We start from the raw sequence: 15540 nt of genomic DNA, 5'->3' as shown, positions 1-15540 counted from the left end.
GCCAAGCTATTTTTTCGGTTTTCTTTTGTAGGTGTAGCTTCTTATAAAGAGATAAAGACCGGTAATGATAATTCCGCCACCAATCCATTGCATCGTATGCAATGTTTCGCCAAGGATAAAATAGGCTAGAATACTAGCGCCGATCGGTTCAAATAGGATGCTCATTGAAATGACATTCACGCTCACCCACTTCACTGCCCAATTTAATAGAGAATGACCGAGAAGCGTTGGGAATATCGCGAGCAAGATGAAATATCCCCAGTCTGGAGCTGGATAAGAAAAGAACGGGTAGCGTAATACAACGTTATAAATGATAAGCGTAAGAGCAGCGATCCCGTAAACGATAAAGGTGTATGGCATCAGATCCAGCCGCTTTCGAATGTTTTGACCGAACAAGAGGTATCCAGTTACCATGGCACATGCCGTCAGGGCTAAAAGATCTCCCCACAGAGCCATTCCACTAATCTTGAAATCCCCCCAGCTGATCAGAATAGAGCCGGTCACAGCGGTCACCCCTCCAGCAATAGCTAGAAGGGTGAGTTTTTCTTTGAAGAAAAGATACGTACCGATAAAGGCAAACAGCGGCTGTAATGTGACAAGAACAACAGAGCTTGCAACGGACGTGTAGTTGAGCGACTCAAACCAGAGAATAAAGTGAAAGGCGAGACTAACGCCTGCAAGACTTCCGAATCCCCAATCAGAAGCTTTAATATGACGAAAGGCGTTTCGATAGCTTCGTAGGATAATCGGTAGCATAATAAGTATGGCAAAAACGAGACGGTACATCGCAATAATCGAAGCTTGAGCAGTTGCTAGCTTGACGATGACGGCGGAAGTGGAGATAAATAGGATCGCGATTATAATGGCGATGTATGGCTTCGTATGTTGGTTTTTAAACAATGGGATTCAATCCTCCATTACGACTTAAACGAGTTCTGCTTCAGCCTCGGCTTTTTGATCATGCTGCACACAGCGGTTATACCCGCCGATGCGCTGTTCAATTTGCTCCCCTAGCTGAAAAAGCGCTTCTTCATGACCAACGCGGCTTACTAGCTGTACACCGATTGGAAGGCCTTCTTTACTAGTTCCGATTGGAATTGTAAGAGAAGGGAGCCCCCACACATTCGCATACGCAATGTAAGGCATATAGTTCAAGAAGGTTTTACGAATGGAGAAAAGTTCTTGATACAATTCTCCGTGAAGCGGTGCCGGTGAATGATAGACTGGCATAATTAAGATTCGGTCGTCCAAATAATCTTCTAAAATCTCATCTCCACGCTTTAGCGAAGCATGGATTTGTTTAATTTGTTTTTGGTTAGGCTTGAAAAGCTTCGTTCCAATAAGCGCCCACGATAAGTAGGGATGTACATCTGAACTACGGAAAAGCTTTTCCTTCATGTATTCACCGATTGGACTTGCTTTATCGTTTTCTAACATAAGCTTAGCCATATCGGCTCCCCCGTCGATCGACATCATTTGTTGCCACATAAGAGCGGCTTCTTCAAAAAATGGGGGATTTGCCTGCTCTTCAGAAAGCTCGCCATCAAACGCATCCTTTATGGTTGTGATCAATTGAAACGTTTCACGATTAATCGGATAGCGATGGTGAGGAACTGGGTAGACGAGTTTAAAATCTGCAAGGTTACGTTCAGGTGGTTGTTCATGAGCGATAATCTGGTTAATTAATCTCGCATCTTGAACAGACTTGCTCATCGCACCAATTCCTAGCATGCGTTCTTGCTCTGGCTTGTCAACAAAAGGAAAATTTCCTTCTTGAGATACCTGACGATTGCCGGATTTAAAGCCAATAATGCCATTAAAATGTGAGGGGAATCGAATCGAGCCGCCGATGTCAGCACCGAGACCAACTGCGGCACCGCCTGCAGCGATCAAAGCACCTTCCCCACCGCTGGATCCACCTGCTGTTCTTGAGGTGTCCCACGGGTTATTCGTTCTGCCGTAATGCTTATTATCCGTTTCCTGACAAAAACAAAGGGAAGGTGTATTCGTTTTTCCGAGTATGATGGCACCTTCTTCGCGAAGGCGTCTGACAACCTCAGCATCTTTCTTCTCGCGAGATCCTGCACGATACCCGAGGCCACCTGTTGTCGTCATGTTCGCTACATGAAAGCACTCTTTTACACTAATTGGAACGCCAAACAGTCGCCCTTTAGCATCTCCTGTAGTGAGGGTATAATCTGCTTTTCTAGCTTCTTCTATAGCTTGATCAAAGCGATCTTCTACAAGGCAATTTAAGGCTGGGTTAATGGCATTCAGGTGTTCAATATACGTTCTAACGGCATGGTACGATGAAATTTCTCTGTTGGAAATCTTCTTCGATAGGGACAAGGCATCCATTTCTAATAGTTTCATGCTATCCCTCCATATTTTACCGGCCTACCCTCCGGCATCAGTACATTACTGTATTCGTCTTGAACGTACAAAATCCTTTAAATCGAGACGTCACTCAATAGAAAGGCATTTCATCTATGTCGAAATGCCTTTTCCCTTCAGTCTTACAACGCAACGGAAGATTCTGAAGGAAGAACACCATAAAACACGTTACGCTCATTTGTTTTCGGATGATAGTAAACGAGTAAAATGGTTTTCTGTATTTGCCCGTCTTCTGAGCTCGGTAACAGATCGATTACTGTATGCTTATACAGTTCTCGTTCTGATAGGTTTAACACTTGATAGTCTTCTCCAAGCAAAGCTGGTTGTTCATTTACAAGCTTCAATAGGGCGTTTTCTTCTTCTTTCTCAAGGCGATCACGCCACCACACCGTACGAGGCTTCTTTTTGGACTTTGATAAGTAATCGATTTTCATAAGTGATGTGACGCGGTCATGATGAGCTGGAGCATGCTTCTCAATAAAGTCAGCCAGGCGTCGGAATAAATCTTCTAGCTGATGACCAATTCGTGACCAGCCTTTTCCTTCCCAATGGCTGCCGAAACCTTGGAAGAAATCAAATGGAGATTGGAAAACTTCCGTAACAAGATACTCAATTGTTGCGTCCATACGATGATCATTCCAGTATTTTTCTAGCACGTCTTCTACCTGCTTAATGCGAATAACGTCATCAAAGGAAAGAACGTTATTTCCAAGAATTTCATAAGGTGCATGATCCATGTAAAGATAGCCATGTTTCTCAGCGCTTAGACGGACACCTGTGCCGCGTAGCATTTTCAAAAAGCCAAGCTGCAGCTCTTCCGGACGGAAGGAGAAAACGTCGTTAAACGTTTTTCGGAAAGAAGCGTAGTCTTCTTCAGGAAGTCCAGCGATTAAATCAAGGTGCTGATCAATTTTGCCGCCGTCTTTCACCATTGTCACCGTTCGTGCCAACTTCTCGAAGTTTTGCTTTCGCATCACGAGTTCATTTGTTGCATCGTTGGTTGATTGAATACCGATCTCGAATCGGAAGAGTCCGGGCGGAGCTTCGCGATTGAGAAATTCTAGTACTTCAGGTCGCATAATATCAGCCGTGATCTCGAACTGAAACACACAGCCAGGGCGGTGTTCATCAATAAGGAATTGAAACATATCAATCGCGTAGTTTCGTCTAATGTTAAATGTTCGATCAACGAACTTAATCGTTTTTGCCCCATTATCCATTAAGAAACGCAGCTCTTCCTTCATTCGATCTACAGGAAAATACCTTACGCCAACTTCAATAGAGGATAAACAGAATTGACAGGAATAAGGACATCCCCGACTCGTTTCAACGTAAGTGACGCGGCGACCGAGATCAGCAAGGTCTTCTTCGAATCGAAAAGGCGATGGAATCTCACTTAAGCTTAGTTTTGGTGCTGGTGGATTAATATGATTACTTCCATCTTTTCTGTAAACAATCCCTTTTACGTTTTCAACTGATTCTCCTGTTTCAATTGATTGAAGCAGTTCTTTAAACGTCACTTCTCCTTCTCCCATAACAATATAATTAGCCTGAGGAATACGATCGAGCCACTCATACACATCATATGAGACTTCAGGACCGCCAAGTACGATCGTGAGCGATGGATTTACTTTCTTTAACATTTCAATGACAGGAATCGTCTCTTCAATGTTCCAGATATAGCAGCTAAATCCAATGACATCAGCTTTCATACTGTGGAGGTCACTTACAATATTCATAATCGGATCTTTAATCGTATATTCTGCCATTTGTACATCATAATCTGGGGCAGCAGAGGCTTTCAAATACCGTAATGCGAGACACGTATGGATGAACTTCGCATTTAACGTACTTACTACAATCTTCATTCTTTTCCAACTCCTGATCGTTAATTTCTCTATTATATCACCTTCATCACAAATAATTTAGATAGGTTATCGTGATCATTTGTCGGCATATTCGTAAAATGTTTGTAATGAAAGCGTTTCCGTGAGAAAATAAGTGAAAAAATAAGGAGTGAGCTAATTGGAACTTGCTTCATTAACGCCTGAACACCCTTTTTCGGAACAAGACTTTGAATACACAGCATTACTGCCGAGTTATCGTGTCGATTTAAGGAATCCGAGGAATGAACAGCTCGATCGCTTTGTGAATGCAAATATGGTAAGCGACTGGTCGCAAATGTCTTGGAAACAGGTAGGAAGGCCGTTTGAAGTGAAGAAGCTCGCGAAAGAGCGTCTAGATTGGGAGTCTGAACATAAGCAGGATATGCCTGTGAAAACCTCGTGGGAGTTTTTTAATCGCTCATTTCACAATCTATTTATGCAAGATGTACCTGCCGAACAGCAGCGCTTGAAGTCTTCTCTAAAAGATAGCTTCAAAGGCTTTCATCTTCGTGATGTCAAGAATGGCCTGGGGGAGATGGTACGCTTATCTCTCTGGAATTATGTGCACCGCATCGAGGATGGGATTTGGGATCCGCGTGGAAAGCGAGCGCTTTTTGAAGGACTTGATGTAAAAAATCCTCGTATTCTCTTTCTTGGTGCTGCCGAAGGGTATGAAGCGATGCAGCTTCATGCGATGTATCCGGGTGGAGAAGTTGTCATGGTAGATTACGATGCCTTCTGTAAAACAGATCGTTTTGCTCATTTTCCGAATACGTATCCCTTTCTTGGAACAAATCCACAAACGGGCGGACCAAAAGTTTGGTACAAAGATCAAATGAACATTAGCTATCTTGTAAAAGACATTCGTGATCTCGATTTTCATAAAGAGTTTGATATTGTTCTAAGTGTAGGCTTGCTTGAACATGTGCCGGATGAACATAAACCAGCCATTTTAGAATGGCATCGCAAATTTGTAAAAGATGATGGATACGTCATTATGACAACACCTCGAAATCAGATGAAATCACGTCTTTATTATCATGTGATGGCTGATATGATGAATCATACGTATCGTGAGCTAATGGATATCCGTCAAATGGGACTCTATGCGTATGAAAACGGCATGGATATTGTAAGGCACGGCTATATTAAAGTGCATAACGGCATTATTGCAAGAGCGCGCTGATTACTAGCGATTCTTGCTTAACTATGATAAAAGTGAGGTGAGACAACGAATAGGAGGGATAAAATGAGTGTGCATTCATTCACTGCAGAAACGCTTCAAGGGAAAGACATGCCGCTATCAGAATATAGCGGAAAGGTTCTTTTAATCGTCAACACGGCTAGTAAATGCGGGTTAACACCACAGTATGAAGGACTTCAGGAGCTGTATACGTCGCTTGAGGACAAGCCGTTTGAAATTCTAGGCTTTCCTTGTAACCAATTTGGAGAGCAAGAGCCTGGATCGAAGGATGATATTGAGGAATTTTGCTCCATTAATTATGGCGTGAGTTTCCCAATGTTTGCGAAAATCGATGTAAACGGTAGCGATGCTCATCCTCTTTATCGCTATTTAACGCACGAAGCGCCAGATGTTGAACACGGCGACATTCCCTGGAATTTTACGAAGTTCCTCGTAAATCAAGATGGTCATGTCGTGAAACGCTATGAGCCAAAGACAGAACCAGCCGCTATTAAGAAAGATATTGAGGAAATGCTCTAAAAAGGTTCGGAATTTGTCGAAACGGGGTATATCATTTCTGAGGTGATAAATCAAAATGAAATGGTGGATTCCGTTTTGCTATATGATTGGCACGTTTTCAGGAGCGATGCTCAGTGGATGGAGCATGGACCGTGAATGGGATGTGTTTCCTTCATTTGCGATGGCAATTACAGCATTTTTCTTAAGCACTTTATATATTGTCGTTCGCGACGTCGTTCCAAAAGTCTTTGATGAGACCCTACGCAATTAGTGCGCAGGGTTTTTTAATTACCTATTAACAGCTCATGTCGAATGGATGGAAAGGTGGTTTGGCTTCGTATAGAAATTCCGATCGACCATGCTCCCATCTCCACGTAGCATAAGCAGCAAGACACGCATCAAAAGAATGCGTTGATTCGAGTGCTTTTTCTGGAATTCCTGTTACCCCCTCTTGCTCGAGAAAGTACTTTAGCTGATAGCGATGTTCCATTTCTGATTTATAAGCGAGAATAGATTCGATATTGGCTGCTCGCAAACCGATCGCGGCTCCAGGATGCACTTCCACAATAGTAGCATGTGGTGAAAGCGTCCTCGAGAGTGAGATTCCTCTAAGCGTTAAATAAACCATTCGCGTCATCGTTGGCGTCATAATCGATCCGCTTCGCATCCCGATTTTAACGATCGCTTTTCTGAGTGCTCTGTCTGCAGGTCGATCGCCACCACCTGGTTGGTAAGAAAGCGGGGCGTCGATTCCAATGATTGTGTTATGTGTAAGCTTTCCTTGCTGATAAATGTCCTCATCTGTTGCCCCTTCGATGAGCTGATGAAAGGAAAACGCGGAATCATCTCCATGGAAGATCGCTATAGAGGTATCCTTTGTATTGGATGGTCCTGATAAATCAATTCCGATAAAGCGTTTCATAACATCTCTCCTTTCGCTTAATTAAACAATAAGTGGAAAATGGGTTCATGTAAACGAGTAGTGTACGTTATAATGGAGGAATAGAAACGGACTGATTCGTATGATAGATATCAAGCACAAAGTATTTAAATTTGTTGGTGGACGAATTCTTAAGACGGGACTAGCTGCATTTCTGACGGCGTGGATTTGTGATGCGCTCGGCCTTCCTGTTCTCTTTGCTGTGATCACGGCAATTGTAACAGTCGAACCAACCGCATCGGATTCCATTAAAAAGGGTATCGTGCGTTTTCCAGCCGCTGCAATCGGGGCTGGATTTGCAATGCTATTTGAATCTATGCTCCATCAATCACCCTTCACTTATGCGCTAGCCGCAACCTTCACACTTATTGCCTGTCATAAGCTTGGACTTGATGACGGTATGCTTGTTGCAACGCTAACAGCAGTTGCGATGATTCCCGATACATCAGGAGAGTATATGATATCTTTTGTAGGAAGGTTGAGTACGACGCTCATTGGGATTGTTGTTTCAACAGCAGTAAACTACTTTGTTATGCCACCGAAATTCCATACTATGATCAATCAAGGTGTAAAGCGACTGTACCGCAACGCTGGTGATTTACTAGATCAAATTATCGCAGATCTTCCGCATGCCAAAAGACAAACACTCGTATATCAGCGCTTAAGTCGTGACCTTGAACGAACATACAAATTAATTGCCTATCAGCGGGAAGAGTGGAAATACCGCAGGCATAGCATTCATGAAGTTCGCACCTTTTCTGTTGTTCTTAAAAAACTGGAATACTTGCAGAAGATCCTTTACCATCTTGGAAATATGCTATTTACCGATACGAAAAATGGCATCGATCCCGAAGATCATCGCATCATTATTGAAGCCGGTCGTTCGATCTCCAAAGCTTTTCATAACCCTTCTACGCAGCTGACACAGGAGCATATCGATAGCATTGAAAAGCTCGATCAGCTATTTCATGATCTTGATGATTCAAGAGATGAAGCGACAGACCCCCGCCATCATTTTACAGGAAAAATGATTGTGATATTTGAGTTGCTTTCCTTGAATGATGTGATTGATGATTTGTCGATTCTAGAAGAAAAAGAGAGTAGGTACATGAACAGAGGTGAAAAACGTGACGCTGATCTTTGAAGAAAAGTGGGACCGTACGATAGCTGACAAAGATCGTAAACGAATCCAGGAAATTTATGAAGAGAACCCGATCCAAGAAGGAAAGCTTCAGTTTGTTCCAATTCGAGTGGCTTTTAATCATCGAAATGAACTGCTGGCTTCTGTTTGTATTCTAAATGGTATGGGTGATTGGAAATTAGATGATCGCCTGCTCTCTTATTTTGAAAATAACCGCTTAGTGGCAACAGAACGGTTTACCCATAAGTTAACCGTTCCATCTCATTCAGCTGTACCATGGACGTTTATTTTTCCGCCAGAGACGATGATTCGACAAGCTTCTCTCAAGAACTGGAGTATTTCCTGATTATTTTACAAACGAAAACAAATTTTAGGCCACATTTTACTATATTTCGTTTTCATTCGACGTTATTGATTTGAATCGGTAAAGTCGAATGCAAACGAAACGAGTAGAAATGTGGCTTTTTTTGTTTTATAACAGTTTTCCTTTTTAGAGGGTGTTCTAATAACCTGTACCAATTAAAGGAACAATATGATATAGTAAATTTGAAATTTTCTAACTATTAAAGGGGGAGAAGTTGCATGGGAAAGAAAAGAAGACTTAGTTTATTCGTTATTGTACTATCTATAGCGATGGTGCTTGGAGCTTGTGGAGGTTCTGATTCAGACGGAGAAGCAAACGGATCTCCTTCAGAGCTTAGTTTATTAACGGGAGGAACGGGAGGAACGTATTTCCCACTTGGCGGTGAACTAGCAAATATAATTCAAGATGGAACTGATATTGAAAGCGCCAATGCTCAGTCATCAGGTGCTTCTGTTGAAAATATGCAAATTCTCCAAGATGGAGATGCGGATATTGCATTTACTCAAACAGATATCGCGGCATATGCAACAAATGGTGAGTTAATGTTTGAAGATGGAAAAGTGGACAACATCCAGGCGATTGGAACACTATATCCTGAAACGATTCAAATCGTAACCCTTCAGGAGAGCGGAATTGCTTCTGTGGATGAATTGAAAGGAAAGAAAGTTTCCGTTGGAGCACCAGGTAGTGGAACATATGCGAATGCGGAGCAAGTGCTAGCTGCTCATGATATTACGATGGAAGACATCGATGCTCAGCATCTTGCATTTGATGAGTCTACTGAAGGCATCCAGGATGGCACAATCGACGCTGCTTTTATTACTTCTGGTACACCGACTGGTGCAGTAGAAGGTTTGTCTGCAGTGAAGCCAGTGAACATTCTTCCAATCGAGCAGGATAAAATTGATAAGCTGATTGAAGAGCACCCGTATTATGCAGAAGATACAGTCAAAAGTGGAACGTACGGTCTTGAAAGTGATGTGAAAACTGTCGCAGTTCTTGCGATGCTTGTAGCTCGTTCAGACCTTGATGAAGATTATGTGTATCAAGTAACGAAAGCGATCTTTGATAACTCTGATAAAATTACTCACGCTAAAGGTGAGTTTATTACAGCTGATACAGCGCTAGAGGGTGTTGGCATTGACCTTCATCCTGGTGCTAAGAAATACTTTGATGAAAAAGGTGTCGAGTAAAGTAGCGAATCTACAAAAAAAGGATGTGATGGACGCAGGTGAAAAGCCTGCGTCTTCTTACTATGAAACCTTCCGATTCAACGAAACAATTCATGTACCAAACGACAATTGCAGTTGCCCTTATTTTAGTCGTATTTCTTTACCCATTTTTTCCTGTGATGGCGCTCGAAAAAGGAGAGTCAGGCAAAGTTCTGGCATATGTTCCTTTTGAGGATGATGCGGCTAACTTCGACATTCGCTATACGCATTCTGTGCACAAAACACCTGTTCAGGAGTCTTATTATGTATCTGAATCTGGTGAGATTGTGCAATACGAACTCTCATACGAGAATTTTGCCATCGGAATGCCTTCAAATGCGGATGCAGGGGAACGATTTGTCCAGGATAAGGATGGATACAAGATTAAAGATATGAACAGGAAATTTCCGTTTATTGATATGAGAACGGGTCAGGTCGTCGCAAATCACGTCCTTCTTGTCCAAGATAAAGAGATTGAATTAAGTCGGATCATTGAGCCTGGTTCATGGCTTCACCTTGAATCAGATACAATCAGTTTATGGCAGTGGATGAAAGGAGTGAACGTGCTTGAGTGAGAAAGATCAGCCTCCGAAAACGAAGCAAGACAAAGAGCAGATGACAGATGAACAAACGCAGGAATTAATGGCGAAATTCGATCCCGAAGCAGGTCATCGTAGGCTGACAGGTATAATCGGATGGATCTCACTTGTTGGTCTCGTAGGCTTCTCCGTTTTCCAATTATACACAGCTATTTTCGGCGTTTTTACAGCACAGCTTCAGCGATCCATTCATTTAGCGTTCGCGCTCGGACTAATTTTTCTATTATTTCCTGCTTCCAAAAAGAAGCTGCGTAATAAGACAAAAGGGAAGTTTCAAGTTGCCTGGTATGATGGTTTACTAGCCATTATTGGTGTTTACGTTGGGATGTATTGGCCTTTAAATTTCGATGAACTTGTGTATCGGATTGGACGCCTTACAACGCTTGATTTAATTGTAGGGCTTTTAGCTATCCTGCTTGTTCTTGAAGCAACGCGACGAGTGGTAGGGCTTCCGATTACCGTGATTACGTCTATTTTCTTGCTTTACTCTTATTTCGGACCTTATATGCCGGGGTTTTTGCAGCATCGTGGATTAAGTATTGATCGCATTATTCGCTCGATGTACTACACGACAGAAGGAATTCTTGGAACGCCGCTTGGGGTCTCTTCCACATTTATTTTCCTTTTCCTCCTCTTCGGAGCTTTTCTCGTCAAAACAGGGGTTGGTCAGTACTTCAATGATCTTGCTCTCGTTATCGCAGGAAAACGGGTTGGAGGACCGGCAAAGGTAGCCATTTTCTCAAGTGCGCTTCAAGGAACCATTAGCGGAAGCTCAGTTGCGAATGTTGTGACCTCAGGTTCATTTACGATTCCAATGATGAAGCGACTTGGGTATCGGAAGGAATTTGCTGGTGGAGTAGAGGCAGCAGCATCTACAGGTGGTCAGCTTATGCCGCCAATTATGGGCGCAGCGGCGTTCCTAATGGTCGAATTTATTGGTGGTGGCATCACCTACTGGGAAATTGCCAAAGCGGCTGCGATTCCTGCACTCCTATATTTTACGGGTATTTGGATCATGACTCACTTTGAAGCAAAGCGCATTGGATTAAGAGGTTTGACGGAAGATGAAATGCCAAACCGAAAAGCTGTACTTGCGCGGATCTATCTTCTTTTTCCAATCGTCGCTGTTATCTTCTTCTTAATGTCAGGCACGTCCGTTACGCGTGCAGCTCTTTATGCGATTTTGTCAGCGATTATCGTTGGAGCAATTAATAAGGAAACTCGTATGGGAATCGGTGATTTCATTGATGCCCTTGCGAATGGGGCAAGAACCGCACTTGGAGTGGCGGCTGCAACCGCTGCAGCGGGGATGATCGTAGGTGTAGTAACTCTAACAGGACTTGGGTTAAAGCTTGCGAATAGTCTTGTTTCGCTTTCTGGTGAAAATTTGTTGCTCACCCTTTTCTTTACGATGATTGCCTCCCTTATTCTTGGGATGGGGTCTCCAACGACCGCAAACTACGTTATCACGTCAACAATTGCAGCTCCGGCTTTGATTGTATTATCTGTCCCCGAGCTATCGGCGCATATGTTTGTGTTCTATTTCGGTATTGTCGCAGATATTACACCTCCGGTTGCACTCGCTGCTTTTGCGGCTGCAGGTGTATCAGGGGGTGAGCCGCTTCGGACGGGGGTTCAATCAGCTAAGCTGGCGATTGCGGCGTTTATCATTCCATACATTTTTGTGCTCTCACCCGAGCTCATGATGATTGATACAACGTGGCAAAGTCTTCTTTGGGTACTTTTCACGTCATTAACGGGAATGATTAGCATCGGCGCAGGTATGATTGGTTATTGGTACCGTCGAACTGTTTTAGTTGAACGGATCGCTGCTGTTGCGGCAGGCGTAATGCTTATTTATCCAGAAGGTTCTACAGATCTTATTGGACTCGGGCTATTTATCACTCTGTTAGCTCTTCAGTTCTTGATCAAGCAGGACGGTGGAAAGAAAGAAGTTGCGAATGCATAAATCGAAAAGTCGCTCCTACTAAGAGAGCGACTTTTTTTATGTGAAAAACGCTAAGGTCTGCTGATTCCCGGTAGAAGAAGAGTGTGATATGATGAAAGCGTCGTCATAAATAGAAATTCGTTTGAAGAGAAAGGAGTTCCCTTCTTTTTATCGAAGTGGAACCTGTTAGCTTATACTCTGAAGGAGGATCACAATGGATTATCGAATTGAACGAGACACAATTGGAGAAATCAAAGTACCAGCAGATAAAATGTGGGGTGCTCAAACTCAACGAAGCAAGCAGAACTTTAAGATCGGTAACGAACAAATGCCGCTTGAGGTTGTGAAGGCATTTGCGATTTTGAAGAAGAGCGCAGCACTTGCAAACCAGCGTCTTGGCAAGCTTGAAGATGAGAAAGCTGAAGCCATTGTGAAAGCAGCGGACGAAGTGATCAACGGCGATCATAATGAACATTTCCCACTTGTTGTGTGGCAGACAGGAAGCGGTACGCAGTCCAACATGAATATGAATGAAGTACTTGCATACCGTGCAAATGAACTTTTACAACAACAAGGAAGCGAAGCACGTGTTCATCCAAATGATGACGTGAATAAGTCCCAATCTTCCAATGATACATTTCCAACAGCACTGCACGTTGCGGCAGTACTTTCTGTTGAGGATCATCTTTATCCAACCCTTATTGAATTAAAAGAAACGCTTTATCAAAAAATGAAGGATAATGAACATATTATTAAAATCGGACGTACTCATCTTCAAGATGCTACGCCACTAACGCTTGGACAGGAAATTAGCGGCTGGCATCGCATGCTTGTAAAATGTGAAAACATGCTACTTGAGAGCGTTAAGTATATGAAAGAGCTTGCGATCGGGGGTACGGCGGTTGGAACAGGATTGAACGCACATCCGAAGTTCGGTGATATGGTGGCCGAGGAAATTAGCAAAATGACGGACAAGACGTTCGCATCTGCTGAGAATAAATTCCATGCGCTTACAAGTCATGATGAAGTAGTGCATGTCCATGGTACGTTGAAAGCTCTAGCGGCTGATCTTATGAAAATCGCAAACGATGTGCGCTGGCTTGCAAGTGGACCGCGCTGTGGTATTGGAGAAATTACAATTCCAGCTAACGAGCCAGGAAGCTCGATCATGCCAGGCAAAGTGAACCCAACACAAAGTGAGGCGCTCACAATGGTAGCGTCCCAAGTGATGGGGAATGACGCGACAATTGGTTTTGCAGCAAGTCAGGGGAACTTTGAGCTGAATGTCTTCAAGCCAGTCATTATTTATAACTTCCTACAGTCTTCTCGCCTCCTTGCGGACGGCATGAAGTCGTTTAATGATAACTGTGCAGTTGGCATTGAGCCAAATGAAGAAGTGATCCAAGATTACTTGAAGAATTCACTTATGCTTGTGACTGCTTTGAACCCACATATCGGTTATGAGAACGCAGCGAAAATTGCGAAAAAAGCCCATGAAAATGGAACAACGCTACGTGAATCTGCCCTTGAGAGCGGTTTGCTCACAGCGGAGCAGTTCGATGATATCGTACGTCCTGAAGATATGATTGCACCAAAAGAATAATAGGAAAAAGCGGGATCTCTTTGATCCCGCTTTTTTGTACGGCGAAAGCAGCCCAAAACCTCCGGCTGTTTCACCCTTTAGATTGAGACAAAAAGCGTCTCATTCTAAAGGCTTCCAACATCCTACGGTTTTAAGCGGGCTGCTTTCGCTTTTCATGTCTAGCTACAGCAGCCCAAATCCTCTGGCTGTTTCACCTTTTAGATTGAGACAAAAAGCGTCTCATTCTAAAAGGTTCCAACATCCTACGGATTTTAACGGGCTGCTTTCGCTTTTCATGTCTAGCTACAGTGGCCCAAAACCTCCGGCTGTTTCACCTTTTAGATTGAGACAAAAAGCGTCTCATTCTAAAAGCCTCCAACATCCTACGGTTTTAAGCGGGCCACTTTCGCTTTTCTTTCAGGAGTGGAAAGCGTTTACACTTTCCGAGGTAAAATGGCCATGATGCCTTTGTAGATCAAGACAAGTGCAAATAGCAGCGCTGCTAGAAAGCCAACAACTTCGAAGACCGGATTAAGACTCTCGAGGAATGAATCTGCCTCAGACAAACGAAGTAATGCAAACCCAGCAATCATAGCGGCTACGAAAAGCAATGTTCGATCCAACATATCAGCACTCCCTTTGAAAGAAATATTTTTAGTGCCCTACAAATATATGCAGTGTGAGACGAGCGAAGAACTATTTTATTTTGGGGTCTGTGAGCTTACCCCTGTCGTTCTTTACTATATGGGTGGCTATTCGATGGGGAAATTGCTTCGATGTTAGAACGCTCCACCTCTGCAATTGAAAGTTGTATTCGAAGAGCTAGATCAAAAATGAAAAAGGAGCTGTTTGAAATGGTTGAAAAGAATATGAGCGAGCAAAACGTTGGGGAAGAATTTGAGCGAAAAGTGTTTAAGGAAATACGTCTCCGTAAGGCGCTTTTCGATCAAGTTGAATTAACGAACGCAAACTTCATGAATTCGAACTTAGCACAATCAATCTTTTCTGACGCTTATATGGTAGAAGCGACCTTTACAAATATGAATATGAGCGGTATTTCTTTCCGAGATATTGACCTTAGCGATCTTAAAATCGAAGATGCACAAATGGGAGGGGCTGTTTTTCGTAATATCGGATTACCCCCTGAAGATCACTTTGCGGCAGGAAGAAGAGAGGAGCACATGCCAATTCTTTTCGAAAACTGTGATCTGCATGGGAGTACGATAACAGATTGTAACTTAAAAAATGTGAAGATCGAGAAATCTGAGGTAGAAGGTATGACAATTGATGGGATTTCGGTGGAAGAGCTGTTGAAGGTTTATGAGGAGAAGAACGAAAAATAAAAGAGCCGTTGATCTCAACTGAGATTAACGGCTCTTTCTATATCAATCATTACTTCTTACTTCCACTCTTTCACTTTATCAGTGTCTGTTACAAATAAGAAAACCTTACCTTTGTCCATTTCTTCTTCATAGCGTTCAGATTCATCTTTGGAAAAGCCGATTTCCTGCATTTTGGTGCGCAGTTCGTCGCCTTTCTTACTAAAGACATTTTTCAAGCTGCTGAGACCCATTTCCTTTTTGCCGATTGTATTCGCATCAACGCTGTCTGCTACGCGCTCTGTGCGGTCATCGTCATGGGAAAGCACGTAAATATCATCGTTAGCTACACCGATATTTTCTAACTCTTCAATGTCGCTTTTTAATTTCTCATCATTCTGGTATTCGCGTACTACTGGTCTACTCACAATATTGCCTCCTTCAAAGATTGTTC

General features: G+C 42.9%; 16 protein-coding genes. 10 read left to right on the top strand and 6 right to left on the bottom strand.

Annotated features, from left to right (window positions below):
• Positions 1-6: 6 nt before the first annotated feature.
• The 3 genes from AC0VYJ_RS21410 to AC0VYJ_RS21400 all read right to left on the bottom strand — a co-directional run bounded on the left by AC0VYJ_RS21410 (position 7) and on the right by AC0VYJ_RS21400 (position 4262).
• Positions 7-900, bottom strand: a complete 894-nt coding sequence (locus AC0VYJ_RS21410) for a DMT family transporter (RefSeq protein ID WP_475366211.1) — start codon at positions 898-900, stop codon at positions 7-9.
• A gap of 24 nt (positions 901-924) precedes the next feature.
• The gene (locus tag AC0VYJ_RS21405) at positions 925-2373 is read right to left on the bottom strand and encodes an amidase (RefSeq protein ID WP_475366210.1); all 1449 of its coding nucleotides are present in this window, start codon (positions 2371-2373) and stop codon (positions 925-927) included.
• A gap of 143 nt (positions 2374-2516) precedes the next feature.
• Complete coding sequence (locus tag AC0VYJ_RS21400; RefSeq protein ID WP_475366209.1) at positions 2517-4262, bottom strand: B12-binding domain-containing radical SAM protein; 1746 nt, start codon at positions 4260-4262, stop codon at positions 2517-2519.
• Between the two features lie 157 nt (positions 4263-4419).
• On the opposite strand from AC0VYJ_RS21400, the gene AC0VYJ_RS21395 reads away from it, so the two are divergent.
• The 3 genes from AC0VYJ_RS21395 to AC0VYJ_RS21385 all read left to right on the top strand — a co-directional run bounded on the left by AC0VYJ_RS21395 (position 4420) and on the right by AC0VYJ_RS21385 (position 6253).
• Positions 4420-5466 (top strand): class I SAM-dependent methyltransferase, encoded by a 1047-nt coding sequence (locus AC0VYJ_RS21395; RefSeq protein WP_475366208.1) that lies wholly within the window; start codon positions 4420-4422, stop codon positions 5464-5466.
• 63 nt (positions 5467-5529) lie between these two features.
• On the top strand, positions 5530-6003 hold the full coding sequence (locus tag AC0VYJ_RS21390) for a glutathione peroxidase (RefSeq protein ID WP_371017887.1): 474 nt from the start codon (positions 5530-5532) through the stop codon (positions 6001-6003).
• A 55-nt stretch (positions 6004-6058) separates the two neighbouring features.
• Positions 6059-6253, top strand: a complete 195-nt coding sequence (locus AC0VYJ_RS21385; protein ID WP_194218264.1) for a hypothetical protein — start codon at positions 6059-6061, stop codon at positions 6251-6253.
• Positions 6254-6277: 24 nt separating this feature from the next.
• Here AC0VYJ_RS21385 and AC0VYJ_RS21380 read toward each other — a convergent pair whose 3' ends face one another.
• Positions 6278-6904, bottom strand: coding sequence for a DUF429 domain-containing protein (locus tag AC0VYJ_RS21380; RefSeq protein ID WP_475366207.1), 627 nt, complete (start codon positions 6902-6904; stop codon positions 6278-6280).
• 100 nt (positions 6905-7004) lie between these two features.
• On the opposite strand from AC0VYJ_RS21380, the gene AC0VYJ_RS21375 reads away from it, so the two are divergent.
• From AC0VYJ_RS21375 to fumC, 6 genes are all read left to right on the top strand, one after another.
• The gene (locus AC0VYJ_RS21375) at positions 7005-8066 is read left to right on the top strand and encodes an FUSC family protein (protein ID WP_283153281.1); all 1062 of its coding nucleotides are present in this window, start codon (positions 7005-7007) and stop codon (positions 8064-8066) included.
• Complete coding sequence (locus AC0VYJ_RS21370) at positions 8050-8409, top strand: SLAP domain-containing protein (RefSeq protein WP_475366206.1); 360 nt, start codon at positions 8050-8052, stop codon at positions 8407-8409. Before AC0VYJ_RS21375 ends, AC0VYJ_RS21370 begins: the two co-directional genes overlap by 17 nt.
• Positions 8410-8645: 236 nt before the next feature.
• Positions 8646-9620, top strand: a complete 975-nt coding sequence (locus tag AC0VYJ_RS21365; protein WP_226615837.1) for a TAXI family TRAP transporter solute-binding subunit — start codon at positions 8646-8648, stop codon at positions 9618-9620.
• 38 nt (positions 9621-9658) lie between these two features.
• Complete coding sequence (locus tag AC0VYJ_RS21360) at positions 9659-10213, top strand: DUF1850 domain-containing protein (protein WP_475366205.1); 555 nt, start codon at positions 9659-9661, stop codon at positions 10211-10213.
• Between the two features lie 40 nt (positions 10214-10253).
• Positions 10254-12206: a TRAP transporter permease gene (locus AC0VYJ_RS21355; RefSeq protein WP_475367538.1), complete on the top strand. Its 1953-nt coding sequence runs from the start codon at positions 10254-10256 to the stop codon at positions 12204-12206.
• Positions 12207-12399: 193 nt separating this feature from the next.
• Entirely contained in the window at positions 12400-13788 is a 1389-nt protein-coding gene (gene fumC / locus AC0VYJ_RS21350; RefSeq protein ID WP_194218270.1) for a class II fumarate hydratase, read from the top strand.
• 413 nt (positions 13789-14201) lie between these two features.
• On the opposite strand, the gene AC0VYJ_RS21345 is transcribed toward fumC, so the two are convergent.
• Positions 14202-14393: a hypothetical protein gene (locus AC0VYJ_RS21345; RefSeq protein ID WP_098445502.1), complete on the bottom strand. Its 192-nt coding sequence runs from the start codon at positions 14391-14393 to the stop codon at positions 14202-14204.
• Between the two features lie 228 nt (positions 14394-14621).
• Between AC0VYJ_RS21345 and AC0VYJ_RS21340 the strand changes: the two genes are divergently transcribed.
• Positions 14622-15110, top strand: a complete 489-nt coding sequence (locus tag AC0VYJ_RS21340; RefSeq protein ID WP_475366204.1) for a pentapeptide repeat-containing protein — start codon at positions 14622-14624, stop codon at positions 15108-15110.
• Between the two features lie 56 nt (positions 15111-15166).
• On the opposite strand, the gene AC0VYJ_RS21335 is transcribed toward AC0VYJ_RS21340, so the two are convergent.
• Positions 15167-15514: a YflT domain-containing protein gene (locus AC0VYJ_RS21335; protein ID WP_475366203.1), complete on the bottom strand. Its 348-nt coding sequence runs from the start codon at positions 15512-15514 to the stop codon at positions 15167-15169.
• Positions 15515-15540: the final 26 nt, after the last annotated feature.

Source organism: Anaerobacillus sp. 63XJN7_5_ISO-PGPR-S23-430, from assembly GCF_056173695.1.
The sequence above is the reverse complement of the archived record's forward strand: the minus strand, read 5'-3'. Positions and strand labels throughout refer to the sequence as shown.

Coding starts and splice junctions, on each gene's coding strand:
- AC0VYJ_RS21405 (WP_475366210.1), bottom strand. CDS start 2,373: ATGAAACTATTAGAAATGGATGCCTTGTCCCTATCGAAGAAGATTTCC.
- AC0VYJ_RS21400 (WP_475366209.1), bottom strand. CDS start 4,262: ATGAAGATTGTAGTAAGTACGTTAAATGCGAAGTTCATCCATACGTGT.
- AC0VYJ_RS21390 (WP_371017887.1), top strand. CDS start 5,530: ATGAGTGTGCATTCATTCACTGCAGAAACGCTTCAAGGGAAAGACATG.
- AC0VYJ_RS21385 (WP_194218264.1), top strand. CDS start 6,059: ATGAAATGGTGGATTCCGTTTTGCTATATGATTGGCACGTTTTCAGGA.
- AC0VYJ_RS21380 (WP_475366207.1), bottom strand. CDS start 6,904: ATGAAACGCTTTATCGGAATTGATTTATCAGGACCATCCAATACAAAG.
- AC0VYJ_RS21375 (WP_283153281.1), top strand. CDS start 7,005: ATGATAGATATCAAGCACAAAGTATTTAAATTTGTTGGTGGACGAATT.
- AC0VYJ_RS21365 (WP_226615837.1), top strand. CDS start 8,646: ATGGGAAAGAAAAGAAGACTTAGTTTATTCGTTATTGTACTATCTATA.
- AC0VYJ_RS21355 (WP_475367538.1), top strand. CDS start 10,254: ATGACAGATGAACAAACGCAGGAATTAATGGCGAAATTCGATCCCGAA.
- fumC (WP_194218270.1), top strand. CDS start 12,400: ATGGATTATCGAATTGAACGAGACACAATTGGAGAAATCAAAGTACCA.
- AC0VYJ_RS21345 (WP_098445502.1), bottom strand. CDS start 14,393: ATGTTGGATCGAACATTGCTTTTCGTAGCCGCTATGATTGCTGGGTTT.
- AC0VYJ_RS21340 (WP_475366204.1), top strand. CDS start 14,622: ATGGTTGAAAAGAATATGAGCGAGCAAAACGTTGGGGAAGAATTTGAG.